Source organism: Streptomyces sp. NPDC053431, from assembly GCF_044544925.1.
Taxonomy (GTDB): domain Bacteria; phylum Actinomycetota; class Actinomycetes; order Streptomycetales; family Streptomycetaceae; genus Streptomyces.
On sequence record NZ_JBITXX010000001.1, the window covers coordinates 575,264 to 591,349 of the forward strand.

The following is a 16,086-nucleotide window of genomic DNA, read 5'->3' on the forward strand; positions in this document are numbered from 1 at the left end:
GTGGTCCTCCGGTGTGGGGAACGGACGGTCGTGTGCGGGTGCGGTGGTGCGGTGCGGTGCGGTGATTCGCTGTGCGGTGCGGTGCGTTTTGCGGTGCGGTGCGGGCCGTGCGTCGCTGTGCGGGCCGTGCGAGCCGTGCAGTGCCGTGCCGTGCCGTGCCGTGCCGCGCGGTGCGGTGCGTCGCTTTGCGTGGTGTTGCGGTGTGTTGCGTTGCTCCGCCGTGCGTTTTCCGGCGGGGCCGGCGGCGGGCGCCCCAAGGAGAGCGCCCGTGAACCACCGCGCGGCGGCCGTCCCATGACTGCCCGTCGTACGGCAGGCGAATCCCCCGTGCCGAACACAATCGCGCAAATTCCGACGCGCTTCACCGTCTGCCGCCCGTGAGACCGCGTGGCCGCGCGGTGGCGGAGGGGCTGGGGGCGTCCCCTAGGTGCCGCCGTCCGCCGTGCCGGCCAGCCAACGGGCCACGTCCCGTGGGTCGGCCGCCGTGCCGATGGCGCGGAGTTCGCGATGGACCGCCCGTAGGAGTTCCGGGCGTCGGAGCAGCGGGCGGGTGGTGGGGTCGGCGTTCGCGAGGGCGAGGACGAGACCGGTCCACGCCTCGGGGGCCTCGGGGTCGCCGGCCAGGAGGCGGGCGTAGGCGTCGGGCGCGGCCGGATCGCCGGTGACGAGGGCGCGGTCGGCGTCGGAGGGCTGGGGGCGCTCGGGAGGGGAGGGCCGGGGGCGCTCGGGAGGCGCGGGTCGGGGGCGGTTGCCCGGGAGGGCGGTGTCACCGTCGGAGGGGCTGGGACGGTCGGGGGCGATAGGCCAGGGGCGGCCCCCGAGAGCGGTGGCCCTGTCGGAGGTGTCCGGCCGGGCGGCGTTCGAGGGGCCCGAGCGGTCGCCGTCGTCGGCGTAACTGGTGGATGGACCGGGCCCCTTGACGTCGGAGGGCCTGGCCCGGCCGCCGCCGTGGGCTACGTCCTCGGGCGTACCTGGCCACCCGACGAAGCCTGTGGAGCCTGAGGGGTCCGTGGAGCCTGAGGGGCTTGTGGAGCCTGAGGGGCCTGAGGAGCCCGTGAAATCCGTGGAACCTGTGGAGCAGAGGGAGCCTGATGGGCCAGGGGAGCCCGGGGAGCCTGAGGGGCCCGATGAGCCGGAGTAGCCCGGCCGTTCACAGCTGGGACAGCCGCCGTCGGACGAGCCGGGTCGATAGGGGGCGGCGGGCAGAGGCCGTTCAAGGCCAGGGGTGGCGCCGTCGGAGAGTGCGGGCGTCTCGACGTCCGAGCCGGAGGACTCTGCGCGGTCGCCGCCGGAGGCGGAGGGCTGCGCGCGGTCGGCGTCGGGGCCGGCGCTTTCCCGGTCGGCGCCCTTGAACGAGGCGAGTTGGTGCCCGCCGGGACAGCCGCCGTCGCACGACCGCGCCCGGTCGGGATCAGCACCCTCCCGATCGGCGCCCGTCGGCGGGCCGGGACGGCCTGGGGTGAGGCCAGCGCCCATGTGTGGGTCGCGGGGACCGGTGCTCTCGGACGGGTCGAGGCGGCTGTCGTCGGGGTCGGCGCCCATGTGTGGGTCGGGGTGGCCGTTGTCGGGGCCTGCGCCCTCAGGTGGGTCGGGGCGGCTGTCGTCGGGGCCGGTGCTGTCGGGTGGGTCGGGGCGGCCGTCGTCGAGGCCGGCGCTCTCGGGCGGGTCTGGGCGGGCGCCGTCGGTACTGGTGGCGTCCAGGCGTGCGAGGCGGCGGCCGTCCGCCGCCGTGAGCGCGTCGAGTACCTGGTGGATCAGGGCTGTTCGGGCGTGAGGCCAGCGGGCGGGGTCGGGGGTGACCGAGCGGGTGCCGACGGGGCAGTCGGCGGCCCGGGCACCGGTCACGTAGGCCCTCGCCAGGGCGCGTACGTCGTCCGGGGCCGGGACCAGGTGGCGGATCCGCCACTCCGTGCGGTGGTCGGTGGCGGCGAACTCGGCCAGGGCGTCGACGGCGGGCCGGACGCGGATGTCCGTCGCCCAGGAGGACAGGCGCGCTGCCATGCCGGCCACGAAGCGGCGCCCGTGGGCGGTGAGCGCGGGATCGGCGGCGAGGGTGTCGACGGCCTCCCCCGTCTGCCGTCGGCTGAGGGCGAACTCGAACTCAGCCCTGGCCCGTTCGGTCAGCGGCGCCCGGTCCAGGTAGCGGGACCAGAAGTCGGTGATCCCCAGGAACGCGTACGCGCCCTGGAGCAGCCCGCTCAGGGGGCGCGGGTCGTCCCGCCAGGGGGCGTGGTGCCGCTCGGCGCCGCCGTCCTCCTCCAGCGTCAGCAGATGGAGCAGCGCGCCCAGTTTCGTGTGCTGGAACTCGTGGACCAGCGTCACCGCCATCGTGACCGGATCCGGCGGCAAGGAGGTCAGCATCCCGCCGAACGCGTCCCCCGAGGAGGCGCTGAGCACCAGCCCGCGCGGTGACGGCGCCACGGCCGTCATGCTGCGCAAGCCCTCCGCCAGGGCCGCGGCCATCTCCGGGTCGCTGTCCTCCAGGAGGGCGAGCGCCCGGCCGAACCGGTCCTGCCAGCAGGCGACCTCGCTCGCGCCGAGGCGCTCCGGCGGCAGCGGCTCGCTGAGGTCCCGGAAGGGGTCGACGTCGTCGAGCCAGACCTCTAACCGGCGCCCGGTCACGTACGCGTGCAGCCGGCGCAGCCCCTGCCAGCCCGGCGCGTCACCGTCGAGCGGCGGCCCGCCCGCCGGCCCCACCCCCGCCCCGTGCGGGTCGACCCGGAGGCGACCCGACTCGACCGCCACCTCCGCCGTGCCCCAGCGCGGACGCCCCGGTAGGCGGGCGAGTCCCAGGGTCGGGAACATCGCGGCTCCGTCTCGCAGGGGCACCGTGGTGTGCAGGGTCAGGCCCGCCCGCAGTGCGGCGACGGCGCAGATCGCGAAGAGGTGGCCCAGGTCCGTCCAGAGCGGACCGTCGCCCCAGCCCGTGTGCCGTAACCGGCGCAGGCCGTGGCCCAGCCACACGCCGGTCTGTGGGTGCAGCAGCAGCGCCCGGAACTCCTCCGGCGCGTGCTCCTGAGCGGCGGTCAGCGTGTCCCAGGCGCTGTCCACGGACGGCAGCGGTCCCAGGGCGCCGGGCGTCCGCGCCATCTCGTCGAGCAGTGCCCGCAGCAGCAGGAGCCGCCTGCTGTACTCCGTGGTCCGCAGGAAGCGGATCGTGTCCGGACCGCCCCGGCCCGCGGCCAGGGCGTCGAAGTGCGCCGAGGGAATGAGATGGTGCACGGTACGGGCGGGCTCGTGGCGTCCGTCGGTCTGCACGGATCTCCTCCCAACGAACCGTCAGTCGGCTCGACCGGGCTGCCCGTCCGTGGCGAAGTTGACCCGCGGACGCTCGACCTGACGGAGCAGCAGCTCCAGCGAGCGGGCGTGCAGTCGCGGGCTCTGCGACCGGAGGACGGACAGCGGGACCTCGGTGAGATCGACCAGCTCGGACCCCAGGTATTCGTCGGACGTGTGCATGTGACATCCCCCTTGCCATGCCCTGAACAACCCCGTTGGCTCTCATGATGGCGCAGGCAGGAGGCTTCCGGAAGGGCGTGATCAGGCGGTTGCGCCCCCTGGATCCGTCCCCAGCCAGCGCGCCGCCCACTTCTCCAGCTCCCTTTGCTCCAGGGCGCCCGGTTCGAGCAGGGCGACCGCCTCGACGAGGGCGGCCAGGCCCCCCGGGTGGCGACGGCAGGTGCGCACGATGCTGATGATGTCGGGGCGGGCCGCCCCCAGCCGGGGGATGGCGCCGGCCAGGTCGGGGGGCAGCATGCCGAGGACGAGCTGGCGGTGGTCGCGGTCCGTCATGGTGGGCCAGCCGGCCAGCAGGGCGATCAGTTCGTGCAGGCCCTTGTCCGGCACCGGCTCCTCCAGGCGCCGGGTGGCCGGGAAGGCGAGCCGGCGCTCGTCGCCCGCCCAGGAACGGGTGTAGAGGGAGGTGGGGCGCTGCCCTCCCGCGCCGTATCCGGTCGCCCCCGCGCCGGACCCACCAGCGCCCGCGCCGGACCCACCAGCGCCCGCGCCGGACCCGGCCGCTCCCGCGCCGGACCCGCCCGCCCCCGCCGTGAATCCGCCGATCACGGTGTCCGCGATCGCGCCCATGTCCGGCGGCCACGTCGCGTCGTCCGTCGCGGCCAGCGCCTCCAGGACGGCCAGGGAGAACGCCCCGGTCTGCCGTACGGGGTCGTTGACCGCCCGCTGCCCCGGGCCCGAGGCCAGCAGGACGAACTGCTCCCGGCCCGGCAGGCGGTCACCGCCCGGCGGTACTTCGGCGGGCAGGGAGCGTGCGAAGCCGAGGTCCTCGACGAATGTCTGGCAGGAGTCCACCACCCAGATCTGGCGCTGGAACCCGGGCACGAGGTCGGTGGTGAAGGCGGCCAGCCAGGCGTCCAGGTCCAGGTTCCGGCGATCGTCCGGGCCGGCGTCGGCGTAGAAGAGCCGGCGGTGTCCCTGCGGGTCGGTGACGCCGTGGCCGCCCCAGAACACCCAGAGCAGGTCGCCCTCCAGGGCCGGGAGCCGCCGCGTGAGCACGTCCTGCACGGCCTCCCGCCCGGCCGGGCCCGCGGGGACGTCGACCTCCGGCCCGCCCGCGCCGGGCAAGGGAGCGAGCAGCAGCGAGATGTGGGACGCGGGCACCCCGCGCCCGCGTAGCCAGGCGGTGAAGCGGCGGGCGTCCGCCGCCGGGCCGGGCAGGTCCCAGGCCTGGCCCGCCGCATAACGCTCCACGCCGACCACGAGGGCGTACGTGCGGTCCGGGCGCGCCGCGGTCACGGCAGCTCCGCCGCGAGGAGGCGGTACAGCTCCGGGTTGCTCCAGTAGGCGCTGTGGGAGAGCGGGAAGGGCTGGCGGCTGTCCACGGCGACGTCGTCGACGCGGCCCGGGAAGACGCCGGAGCCGACATAGCTGAGCAGGTCCCGCCGGTCGTAGACGTTGAGCCAGCGCGGCACGTGCGCGGGCAGCGGACTGCCGTGCTCCAGGCTCGGCAGCGCCCCCAGCTCGTACAGGAACGGCGCCTGCGAGCCGACCGTGACCAGCAGTTCGACCTCCGGCAGCTCCCGCAGCACCAGCAGGTCGAGGGAGGCGATGCCGCCGAGGCTGTGCGCGAGCAGGACGACGGGCGGCTCGGCGGCCCGTACGGCCTCGGCGACGATCTCGCGGATCGCGGCGCCCCGGGACAGGTAGAGCAGGACGTCCCCGGCCGCCGGATGCGCCGCGTCCGTCAGCGCCGAACGTCGCTTCACCGCCTGGGCGGAGGCCAGCCCGAGGGCCAGCCGTCCGGTCAGGCGCTTGATCCGGCGGGTCACCGGGCCGCGGTGGGTGCCGGCCTCGTCGGACGGATCGCCGGGGAGCAGGGTGGCGATCCGGGCGACCGCCTCGTCGCGGGCGGTGCCGTCGAAGGCCGGTGCCGAGCCGTTCCGCTCGGTCCGGCGGCGTACCGCCTCCGCCACGAACGCCCGTGCCAGGACGTCCGTCGCGGCGCTCGCGGCCGGGGTGCGCAGGAACTGCCGGCAGTCGGAGGAGGTGAGGACGGCGGCCACGGCCGCGGCGAACTCCTCGCCGATTCCGGCGGCGTCGAGGAGCCCGCGCAGCGGGACGTCCCCGCCGAGGGCCATGGCCGCCGTGGAGAGGGCCTCTCCCGGTGGCCGCGCGCCCGGCGCCAGCTCCTCCCGGGCGGTGGACTCCAAGGTGACGAGCCGGAGTTCGAGGAGGGGGTCGAGGTAGAGGAGTCCCCAGAGCTCGACGTCCTCGTCGAACTCGCCGCCGTCCTGGGTCGTGGGGGAGTCTGCCGTCAGGATGCCCGCCCCCGGGCCGGCCCCTGGGATGCCTGGCCCTGGGCCGGTCCCTGGGACGCCGGCCCCCCGTCCGGAGCCGGGGATGCCTCCCGGTCCGGCCCCCGGGCCGCCCGCCCCCGGCACTCCCCGTCCCGTCCCGTATCCCGGCACGGAAATACCGTTCGAATGCAGCGCCGATCCGGCGCTTCCACCCCAATAACAGGGAGTAACGGCGACTTCGGGCCGTAAAGGACGCAATCCCTCCCGTACGCGCTCCACCGATTCGGTGAATCCCGGCTCGCGCACCCCCGTGCCGTGTACGAACAGCACTGTCGTCACAGCTGACCCCCCGTCCGTGGCGGCATACGCCAAACGGCTTCCACGATAGGCCACTTACCACGCGAACGGCTACACTGCGTAGGGGCTGTGCCTCAGTGGGCGGCACTTGCCGGAAGGGGAATGCCGGTGAGCTCGGAATCCGTCGTCACGCATGTCGTCGCGGCCCTCGCCGTGGTGATCGCGGCATCCCACGCCCTGGGTGCCGCATCCCGCAGGTTGGGTCAACCGGCCGTCATCGGGCAGCTGTTCGCCGGCATCGCCCTCGGGCCGAGCCTGCTGGGGCTGCTGCCCGGCGAGGTGCGGGAATCGCTGTTCCCGAAACAGATCCAGCCCATTCTGACCTCGCTGGCACAAGTGGCTCTCGTGTTCTTCCTCTTCGCGGTCGGATATGAACTCGACCTGCGTCTCCTGCGTCAGCAGACGGCCGTGACCGCCGTCTCCGTGAGCGGTTTCGTCCTTCCGATGCTCATGGGCGCCGCTATCGTCCTCGCCTTTCCCGGCGGATTCGCCGCGGTGAACGAGGGAAGGCCGGTCGACGCCACCTTCATCCTCTATATGGCCGTCGCCCTGTCCATTACGGCGGTTCCCGTCCTGGCGAGCATCATCAAGGACCAGGGACTTTCCGGGAGCAGGCCGGGCACGATCGCCATGGCCTCCGCCGGAGTCATCGACGCGCTGAGCTGGCCCGTGCTCGCCGTCGTCCTGGTGGGCGGTGCGCACGGCTCGGCGCGCGCCTGGATCGCCAGGGCGGCCCTGCTGGTCGTGTACGTCCTGGTGATGCTGTTCGCGGTACGGCCGCTGCTCGCGTGTTGGATGCGCCGGCCGGGCACCTCGCCGGGCCGCCAGGTGCCCGTCGCCGTCACCGTCGCCCTGGCCTCCGCCTGGGCCACCAACGCGCTCGGCCTGCACGTCATCTTCGGCGCGCTGCTCGCCGGCGTCGTCATGCCCCGCCTTCCCGACGGCTCGCCGGACACGCGCCTGCTGCGTCCGCTCCAGGAGGTCGGCGGGCTGCTGCTCCCGATGTTCTTCGCGATCTCCGGGATGGCCGTCGTCCTGGGCGGGCTGCACGCGTCCGACCTGCTGATCCTCGTGGTGATATGTGCCGCGGCGGTGGTGAGCAAGGTGGCCGCCGGCTCGCTCTCGGCACGCGGCGCCCACCAGCCCTGGCGCGATTCGCTGCTGATCGGCGTCCTGCTCAACACCCGAGGCCTGACCGAGCTCATCGTGCTCAACGTCGGGCTGCAGGCGGGGATCATCGGCCCCCGGCTCTACGCGCTGCTGGTCGTCATGGCACTGCTGACCACGGCCGCCACCGGCCCGCTGATCAGACTGCTCCGCCGGTCGGCCGACGCACCGCCTCCCGCCGCCCTGCCCGCCGAGGCCCGGCCGGGCCCCGGACCGGTCCCGGAGGGCAGGTCCGGGGCGGACCCCGGCCCCGCCCCCGTCTCCACCGCCGGCGCCGAGACGGCCCCGAGCCCCTAGCCCCCTAGGGACCCTTGGGGGCTCGCCCCACACGCGCCTCCCCCCCCGCACGACAGGGACAACACAAAGCCGGCCGGGTCCCCTGGACCCGGCCGGCTTCGTCGTACGCGCCCCGCTCCCTAGAACGGCACCGGCGCGATGTCCACGTCGGCCCGCCGGCCGTTCGCCGAGGACGCCGTCGCCGGGTGGTCCTCGCCGAGCCGCTGGCGGAAGCGCGCCAGGGTCTCGATGTGCAGGGCCGTGGCCTCGGTGTCGCGGTCCAGCGCGCGCAGGTCGAGGACCTTGTTGTTGGCGCAGGCCAGCGTCGTCGGGTGGTCCGCGCCGTGGTCCCGGGTCAGGATCTCCAGGGCCCGCTCGTCCAGTTCCAGGGCCTCCGCGTGCCGCCCCTCGGCGGCGTACTGGCTGGCGGTGCCGAGGGCCGCGGTCACGGTGAGGATGTGCTCCTCGCCCAGCTTCTCGCGCAGGCCGGGCAGGGCCGCCGCCATGTGCGCACCCGCGGCGGCGAGGTCGTCCAGGTGGCGCAGGGTGATGGCGAGGTTGACGCGGGCCGACAGGGTGTACGGGTGGTCGTCGCCGAGCTTCGCCGCGTACCGCTCGACCGTCGCCTCGCCGAGCTCCCGCGAACGCCGCAGCTGCCCGTCCTGCCGCAGGTCCACGACCAGGTTGGCCGCGCAGGCGACGGCGTCGGGGTGGTCGGGGCCGTAGCGGTTCACGAACTTCGTCCACACCGACTCCCCGAGGGCCAGCGCCCCGGCGTGGTCACCGGCGCGGCGGCGGCACACCGCGAGGACGCGGGCGCAGCCGAGGCTGGCGGGGGTGTCCTCGCCGAAGTGGAGGCAGTAGCGGGCGTAGACGTCCTCCTGGTGGGCGGCGGCCTCCCGGTAGTCGCCGGTCTCGCGGATGTCGATGGACAGGCCGCTGAGGGTGTTCAGGGTGTCGAAGTGGTTCTCGCCCAGGTTGAGGGCGCGCAGCCGGGCCGTCTCCGTGTCGTACGTGCGGGCCTCCTTGTAGAGGCCCATCAGGCGCAGGCCGACGCCCAGGCTGTGCGCGGCGCGCAGGGCGGCCGGGTCGTCCTCGCCGAAGGCCCGCAGGGAGCGCTCGTACACCGAACGGTTGATCTCCAGGCCCCGGGCCATCTCGGCCCGCAGCCGCAGACCGCTGCACAGCTGGATGAGGGCGTCGAGGGTGCCCTCGTCGTCCTCGCCAGCGGTCCGCAGGTAGGTGTCGGCGGTGCGCTGCATCATGGCGGCGGCTTCCTGGTACTCACCGAGCGTGCGCAGGATGAAGGCCAGCCATTTCGCCATCTCCAGGGTCTGCTGGTCCTCCTCGCCGAACTTCTCGGTCCAGATCTCCAGCGCCTCCCGGGCCATCGCCGCCGAGCCCGCGTGGTCGCCCCAGACGTAGAGGAACTCGACCATGCCGCGGAGCAGGCCGCGCACCCAGGGGGACTCGCACTCCACGGCCCGGGACACCACGACGTGCGGCAGCAGCGCCTGGTAGCGCGGCCAGAGCTCGCGCGAGCCGGGGCTGTTGGGGTTGGCGTCGGCGAGCAGCAGGTGCGCGCCGTGCCGCATGTCGGCCTGCTGCTGCGGCGACATGCGGTTGACCAGCACGGCCTGCACCAGTCGGTGCAGCTGGATGGTGTCGTGCCGGTGCTCGATCCGCGCCAGGGCGTAGACGTTGATCTCGCGGATGGCCCGGCCGAGCTTGATCGGGTGCCGCAGCGCGTCGTCCAGCTCGGGGGCGATGGTGGTGCTCCGCGAGTTGTTGAAGAGCGAGCGCGAGATCGGCTCGGGGGCGAAGAAGGAGCAGACCTGGAGGAGTTGGAGCGCCGCCGGGTTGCGCTGTTCGAGCTGGCGCAGCGAGACGTCCCAGGCGGCGGCCACCGACATCGGGTAGTCCGGCGACGGGACGAGTTCGAGCATCAGTTCCGCGATCTTCTCGTTGATCAGCCGCAGGTAGTCCGGCACGGCCATGCCGGTCACGGCCTGCCAGGCCGCCGCCTGCTCGATGGCGAGCGGCAGGTCGCCCAGCGCCTCGGCGAGCTTGTCGGCGTCCTCGTCGCTCAGGTCGCGGGCGCGCCGGCGGAGCAGCGCCTTGCTCTCCTCGCGGGTGAAGACGTCCACCGACAGCGTCCGGGCCACCCGGTCCCACTCCTGGTTCCGGGAGGTGATGAGGATCTTCCCCGTTCCGCCGGTGGGGAAGTAGGGGCGGACGGCCTCCACGTTCTCGGCGTTGTCGAACACCAGGAGCCACCTGCTGTAGGGCTCTCCCCGGCGCAGCGCCTCACGGACGGCGGGCACGGCCCGGTTGGCCTCGCTGCTCACGTTCAGGCCCATGCGCTGGGCGAGTTCGGTGAGCGCGGTGAGGATCATCGTCGGCTGCTCGGAGGGGATCCACCAGACGATGTCGTAGTCGGACGCGTACCGGTACACGTACTCGATGGCGATCTGCGACTTCCCGACGCCGCCCATGCCGTGCAGGGTGTGCGGCAGCACCGCCGAGGTGTCGCCGGTGAGGAGCTGCTCGCGCACCTGCGCCAGGAGGTCCTCGCGGCCGACGAAGTTGGGGTTGTTGGGGGGGACGTTGCCCCAGACGGAGGGCACGGCGTTGCGTGGCCGGGAGGGCTGCGGTGCGGCAGGGCCCGGGATCGGCGTGCCGGTTGGCGGGGTCTGGTGGGCACTCGACTGCCCGTCGGGACTCGGGGCCGGGAGCGACTGGACCCGGGTCCCGTTCAAGGTCCCTCCCTCTTCACGCTGGTGCTGACTGGCAGTGCTGTCGGTCATGGCAAGGCCGCCCGTGTCGGTATCTTCTGGTGTATTGCGGATATCGTGGACCAATGCTGCGGCGTTCGGTATGAGCGACGCTCCCGGTGAACCGCCCTCCAGGGCGGCGCTGATCCGATGGGCCCGGAGCAGGTAGGGCCCGGACAGAGCCCGCAGAATGGCGAGCTCGACCCGGACGAACGGGAGACTCTCCGCCGTCAGCGGCGGGTCGGGCGCCTCCTCCGGGGCGAGCAGGGCGCCGTGCAGCCCCCTCGCGGCCTCGGAACGGGCGCCGAAGAAGTCGGACACCGAGCGCGCCACCCGCGCCGTGTCCGCCCGCATCGCGCTGGAGAGCAGGGCCTCGCGCGCTCCGTCGACGAAGTCCAGCGGCGCCGCCTGGAGGACGGTGCCCGGCGGTTCGTCGGGCGGGGCCTGCTCGACGAGGCCGCTCAGGAACAGCTCGGCCACGTGGACCGGCCGCGCCTCCGGTACGAGGGTGCGGCGCACGTCCCGCACCAGGCGCGGCTCCAGGATCGCGGCGGCCAGATGGGTGGCGAGCCGGAAGGCGGTGGGGGTGGCGTGACTGCGGAAGCGGCGGATGCGCTCCTGGACGGACGGCTCCGGTGACGCGGCCGGCGGCTCGGCGGGTTCCGGCTCGGCGCGGCCGGGAGCGCCGAGCAGCAGGACGGTGGCGTCGAGCCAGCCGGTCTCCTCGCCGGCCACGAGCGAGGCCCAGCGGCCCAGCCAGTCGGCGGCCAGTTCGAGGACCGGGACGGCGACCCGCCAGGTCTCCGGCGGCGGGTCGAACGGGTCGCGCTCCTCCGGCGGGAAGGACACCGACAGCTCGGTGTTACGGGCTGCCGCGCGCGGGCTGCGCAGCCGTACCCGCCAGGGCGTCAGCGGGGTGCGGTGCCAGTCCCGCTGGGACAGCAGGTGCACCATGGCCGTCGGTCCGGCCGTCGCCCACACCTCCAGGGCGTCCAGGCCGGCGCCGGTCGTCCACAGCGGTCCCAGGGCGTCGGTCAGGACGAGGACGATGCGCCGGCCGGTGCGGTCCGCCAGCTCGGCGGGGACGCCGACGGCCTCGTCCCCGTGCGGGCCGCGCAGCACCGCCTGCGCGCCCTCGGGGGTCTCGAGCAGGCCGAGCCGCCGGACCCGTACGTCCCGGAAGGCCCCCAGCTGCTCGGCCAGGGCGGTGAACTCGGCGACGGTCTGGTCCCAGATCGCCATGGTCGCGTGGTCGTCCACCACGAGCACCAGGTCGAAGCGGCGCTCGTCCGCCGCCCGGATCCAGGGCATCCACAGCCCGGCCTCGGCGGCGTGCTCGGCCGTGGCCTCCTCGTCCAGCTCCACGTCGGTCCGGGAGGGGACCACCTGCTTCAGCGGGCGCAGCCGGCGGCTGATCTCCGGCGCGTCGCGCAGATCGGGCAGCGGCTCGGCCCGGACGTACCCGTTCTGGAACTCCCGTACGGGGTGGGCGGCGGACGCCGTCGGTCTTCGGGGCGTGAGCGGGTCCGAGTGGCCCGGCCGGGACGACTCGGCGGGGGACCGGATGCCGCCGGGCGCTTCGTCCGGACGTCCCGTACCGGAGTCGTCCTCCGCGCCGGACGCACCGTCGGGGGATCCGTCCGCCGGAGGCGGCCGGTCGGTTCCGGGCAGCCCGGAGAGACCGGGCGGGGTCACCGGCCGGGTCTGCGGCGGATCGGTGGACGGGGGGAGCCGGGCGGCGAGCGTCTGGTACGCGTGCAGCCACAGTGCCTCCGCCACTTCGAAGGCCTCGGGAAGCGAACGGGCGTCGTCGTCCATCAGGGTGCTCCCGACAGTTGACGCCAGAGCGCGTCCAGGAGCTCGCTCCAGGCCTCGTCGTCCTCCCGGACGCCGGCCGTCCGCAGGAAGATCGCGTTCAGCAGCTGGTCGGTGGCGAGGCCGCCGTGTTCCTTGCTGCGCTCCATGAACTCCCTGATCATGGCGTCGTGCCGGCCGCCCTGGTCGCGGAAGTGGGCGGCGATCATGGCGGCGAGCTGGTCCTCGCGCGGCGGCGAGACGTCGAGCCGGACGCAGCGGCGGAGGAAGGCCGGCGGGAACTGCCGCTCGCCGTTGCTGGTGATCACGATGAAGGGGAAGGCCCGGCAGCGGACGCGTCCGTCGGTCACCGTGACGGTGCCGTCGGGGTCGTCGGTGAACACCTGGGCGCGGCCCTCGTGGTGGCGGGCGCGGACCAGCTCGGGGATGTCGTAGGAGCCGTTCTCCAGGACGTGCAGGAGGTCGTTGGGCAGGTCGATGTCGCTCTTGTCCAGCTCGTCGATGAGCAGGACGCGGGGGAGCGCGTAGGGCAGGAGCGCGGTACCCAGCGGGCCGAGCCGCACGAAGTCCCCGATCCGGGCCCCGTTCTCGCCGCCGCCACCGCCGTTGGCGCCGTCGACACCGTGGCCGCCGACGCCCGCGCCGCCGCTCCCGCCGCCGTCCGGGAGCGGTGCGGACGCCTCGTCGGGGGAGCCGGTCGCCTGGGCCGGTACGGGGACGCCGGTGAACGGGGCGCCGGTCCGGACCCGCCCCAGGGAGGCCTGGGCGCGGCCGATGGCGTCGTACTCGTACAGGCCCGAGCGCAGGGTGCTGCGGGACGTGATGCCCCAGTGGAGGACGCGGCCCAGACCCAGCTCGCGGGCCACCAGGTAGGCGAGGGTGGACTTGCCGATGCCGGGCCGCCCGGTCACGAGCAGGGGCCTGCGGAGCAGCAGGGCCGTGTTGATCAGGTCGATGTCGTGCGGGTCCTGCCGGGGGGTGGCGCGGCCCACGGCGCCGAGCCGGCGGTCGGTCTCGGCGCTCTCGGCCGGTACGGGAGGCAGCACGGGGCCGCCGTCGAAGTCCCGCCAGCCGGGTGGCGGCGGCAGGATGTCGCCGAGGCGGATGTCCGTCAGCGGCTGTCCGGTGCCTCGGTAGATCCACCAGCTGCGGCTGGTGACGGGCCCTCCGTTCCGGTCGCTGTGGAACGGGTGATGGACACCGCTCATGATTCCCCCTCCTCGTCGTGTCCGCCGCGCGCGTTCCAGGCGTCCGCCCCGGGCGAGCCGGACCAGTCGACGAGTCGGTTCGGGTCGTCGAAGAGGACCGCCAGGTGCCGTCCCATGTGGACGTCCCGTTGCGCCGCGGCGGCGGTGGCCGCCTCGTGCCGCAACTGCTGCACGCGCTGCGGCAGTTCGGCGGCCCTGCCCTTCATCAGCTTCCTGGCGCGCTTGCGGAAGTCGGGCACCGCCGGGCGGCGGTCCCATACGGCCATCGGTACCCCGGCGAACAGGGCCGACTCCAGCGAGGCCCGGCTGCCGCCGGATCCCGGCAGCGGAGGAGCGTTGAGGGCGACGGAGACCAGCCGCTCGTCGCTGGTGAGCGCGCTGGCCCACCGGCCGGGGTCGTGACCGCGACTGCCCGCCGTGTCCCAGTGGCAGCCGCTGTCGGGGCTGTTCTGCAGCTGCTGCCAGCGGTTGTGCCAGCGCCGGTGGAGCTGGGGTTTCCGCATGCGTTCCAGGCTGCGCAGCACCACCGGGTAGCTCAGGCACAGGGCCGTCGAGACGGGCGAGTCGGACCCCAGCGGCAGCCACTCCAGCGGCTGGTTCAGCAGATGGACGGGGAGCACGAACTCCATCACCGGCCGGCCGGGGCGCCCGGCCCAGTCCTGCTCCGCCTGGTCGACCAGCTGTTCCACCACGGCCCCGACCTCGTCGAGGGACACGAGCCGGTCCTCTCCGCGCTCCGGTCGCCAGGGGCCGGGTCGGATCTGGCGCCAGTGGGAGAGCAGATACCGGTCCGGCTCCATTCCGTGTCTGCACAACTGGACAACGAGACAGGCGGGCGCTGGTTGTGCCGCGGGGCCCCGGGTCACGTCCGCGCGTACCGCCTCCAGCTGCGGCGTGAGGCCGAGCTTGGCGGCCTGGACGTCGTTCCACTCGCGCAGCCCGGCGGCGACCTGCCGGTGGGCGTCGGACCCGTGGAGCGCGGTGATCACGTGCTCGACCAGGACCATCACCGGGAGCAGCCCGTCGGGGCGGGCGTTGACCCGGCCGAGGAAGTCGAAGGCCTCGACGAGCGTGGTCACGGGGCGCGGCGGGAGCGGGAGGTCCCCGGCCGCCGCGTACAGCGTGCCGTGGGCGTCGAGGTGCCGGACGCGGTCCAGCAGCGCGCGCACGTCCTGTAACGCCGCCTCGGGCAGCACCTCGAGCACCGGGGGCGAGGTGGTGACGAGCTCCCGGATCCGGAGCACGGGGGCGGATCCGGGGTCGTAGACGGTCAGGGTGTCGAGCAGCTCGCGCAGACCGCGCGGCTCGCGCAGGCAGGCGCGGACGATCTCCAGCATCTCCAGGCGCGTGCGGCCGTGCCGCTGGACGTTACCCAGTTCGGGTAACCGTTCCGTGAGCATGCTGATCAGCAGATCCCGCCCGGGTGGGGCGTCGAGCCCGGTCACCGCGCACATCTGATCCACCAGCTCACGCTCGAACTCCGGTGCGTAAGCGCCGTGGCCCCCATCGAACAAAAGCCCCCCCGTCACGGCTCCGATGATCCCAACTCCGGTTCGGAGACGGTCAGTCCGGGCGCCGTCGCCCACGGACAAGGGTATGACCCGGGCCTGACGCGTCGCCACCCCGTGAGGCGGGTTGGTTGCCTCTACTCGACGACCAGCTCCACCGTGATGTTGCCCCGGGTGGCCTTCGAGTACGGGCAGAAGGCGTGGGTCTTCTCCAGCAGCGCCGCTCCGGCCTCGCCCTGCAGGTGCTCGGGGAACTCGGCGCGCATCACGACGGCCAGGCCGAAGCCGCCGTCGGCGGCGTCCTTGCCGATGGAGACCTCGGCGGTGACGGAGGCCTCCGAGATGTCGATCTTCTCCTGGCGGGCCACGACGCCCATGGCGCTGGCGAAGCAGGCCGCGTAGCCGGCGGCGAACAGCTGCTCCGGGTTGGTGCCCTGGCCGTTGCCGCCGAGGGCGACGGGGTGGGCGAGGGGGAGGTCGATGTGGCCGTCGGAGCTGACGGCGCGGCCCTCGCGGCCGTTGGCGGTGGCGACTGCGGTGTAGATCGCGTCCATGGGGAGTCCTGTCCTCGGCCCCTGGAGGAGGGGCGGTGTGTCGTGCTGCCTCCGCAATTATTAGTGCGCGATTAAGTTGCGCACAACTCAATCGCGTGTGATGCGCGTCTCCCGTACTCTGGAACCCATGGACCGACCCACCACCGACCGCCCCGCCGGCGAGGACTTCCTCCGGCTCGACAGTCAGATCTGCTTCTCCCTGCACGCCGCCACCCGCGCCTTCAACGGCGTCTACCGGGGCGCGCTCAAGGAGCTCGGGCTCACCTATCCCCAGTACCTGGTGATGCTGGTCCTGTGGGAGCACGGGGAGCTCCCCGTGAAGGGGATCGGGGAGCGGCTGCACCTCGACTCCGGCACCCTGTCGCCGCTGCTCAAGCGTCTGGAGGCGGCCGGGCACGTCGAGCGCCGGCGCAGCGCGGAGGACGAGCGGTCCGTCACCGTGCGGGTCACCGACGGCGGGGCCGCGCTGCGGGAGAAGGCGCTCGGGGTGCCGCGGGGGATCGCCGCGGCGACCGGGCTCGACCTCGCGGAGATCCAGGAGCTGCGCGACCGGCTGCACGCGCTCGCCGCCCGGCTCGACGCCGTCGACCCGGAGGACGTGGCGCGCTGCGTCGGCGCGGTACCTGCGTCCGACATCTAAATGTAAGGATCGGATCGGCAGGCCGATCCTA

Annotated in this window: 10 protein-coding genes; 2 read left to right on the plus strand and 8 right to left on the minus strand. The window is 74.0% G+C overall.

The features are described from left to right. Nucleotides 1–423: 423 nt before the first annotated feature. From ACIGXE_RS02465 to ACIGXE_RS02480, 4 genes are all read right to left on the minus strand, one after another. Entirely contained in the window at nucleotides 424–3,258 is a 2,835-nt protein-coding gene (locus ACIGXE_RS02465; RefSeq protein WP_399741811.1) for an aKG-HExxH-type peptide beta-hydroxylase, read from the minus strand. Between the two features lie 21 nt (nucleotides 3,259–3,279). Beyond that, nucleotides 3,280–3,459: a hypothetical protein gene (locus ACIGXE_RS02470; RefSeq protein WP_399741814.1), complete on the minus strand. Its 180-nt coding sequence runs from the start codon at nucleotides 3,457–3,459 to the stop codon at nucleotides 3,280–3,282. A gap of 81 nt (nucleotides 3,460–3,540) precedes the next feature. After that, nucleotides 3,541–4,755, minus strand: coding sequence for a caspase family protein (locus tag ACIGXE_RS02475; RefSeq protein ID WP_399741817.1), 1,215 nt, complete (start codon nucleotides 4,753–4,755; stop codon nucleotides 3,541–3,543). Next, complete coding sequence (locus ACIGXE_RS02480; RefSeq protein ID WP_399741820.1) at nucleotides 4,752–5,927, minus strand: hypothetical protein; 1,176 nt, start codon at nucleotides 5,925–5,927, stop codon at nucleotides 4,752–4,754. The genes ACIGXE_RS02475 and ACIGXE_RS02480 overlap by 4 nt, the downstream gene beginning before the upstream one ends. Before the next feature lie 294 nt (nucleotides 5,928–6,221). On the opposite strand from ACIGXE_RS02480, the gene ACIGXE_RS02485 reads away from it, so the two are divergent. Then, entirely contained in the window at nucleotides 6,222–7,577 is a 1,356-nt protein-coding gene (locus ACIGXE_RS02485; RefSeq protein ID WP_399741823.1) for a cation:proton antiporter, read from the plus strand. A 119-nt stretch (nucleotides 7,578–7,696) separates the two neighbouring features. Here the strand turns inward: ACIGXE_RS02485 and fxsT are convergent, their stop codons facing one another. From fxsT to ACIGXE_RS02505, 4 genes are all read right to left on the minus strand, one after another. After that, nucleotides 7,697–12,148 (minus strand): FxSxx-COOH system tetratricopeptide repeat protein, encoded by a 4,452-nt coding sequence (gene fxsT, locus ACIGXE_RS02490; RefSeq protein WP_399741827.1) that lies wholly within the window; start codon nucleotides 12,146–12,148, stop codon nucleotides 7,697–7,699. Continuing rightward, nucleotides 12,148–13,353 (minus strand): AAA family ATPase, encoded by a 1,206-nt coding sequence (locus ACIGXE_RS02495; RefSeq protein ID WP_399741830.1) that lies wholly within the window; start codon nucleotides 13,351–13,353, stop codon nucleotides 12,148–12,150. Before ACIGXE_RS02495 ends, fxsT begins: the two co-directional genes overlap by 1 nt. Next, nucleotides 13,350–14,807: a hypothetical protein gene (locus ACIGXE_RS02500; RefSeq protein ID WP_399743692.1), complete on the minus strand. Its 1,458-nt coding sequence runs from the start codon at nucleotides 14,805–14,807 to the stop codon at nucleotides 13,350–13,352. Before ACIGXE_RS02500 ends, ACIGXE_RS02495 begins: the two co-directional genes overlap by 4 nt. Nucleotides 14,808–14,998: 191 nt before the next feature. Continuing rightward, nucleotides 14,999–15,415 carry an organic hydroperoxide resistance protein gene (locus ACIGXE_RS02505; RefSeq protein ID WP_399741833.1) on the minus strand — a complete coding sequence of 139 codons (417 nt, stop codon included), beginning with the start codon at nucleotides 15,413–15,415 and terminating at the stop codon, nucleotides 14,999–15,001. 127 nt (nucleotides 15,416–15,542) lie between these two features. On the opposite strand from ACIGXE_RS02505, the gene ACIGXE_RS02510 reads away from it, so the two are divergent. Continuing rightward, nucleotides 15,543–16,055: a MarR family winged helix-turn-helix transcriptional regulator gene (locus ACIGXE_RS02510; RefSeq protein WP_399741836.1), complete on the plus strand. Its 513-nt coding sequence runs from the start codon at nucleotides 15,543–15,545 to the stop codon at nucleotides 16,053–16,055. Nucleotides 16,056–16,086 lie beyond the last annotated feature (31 nt).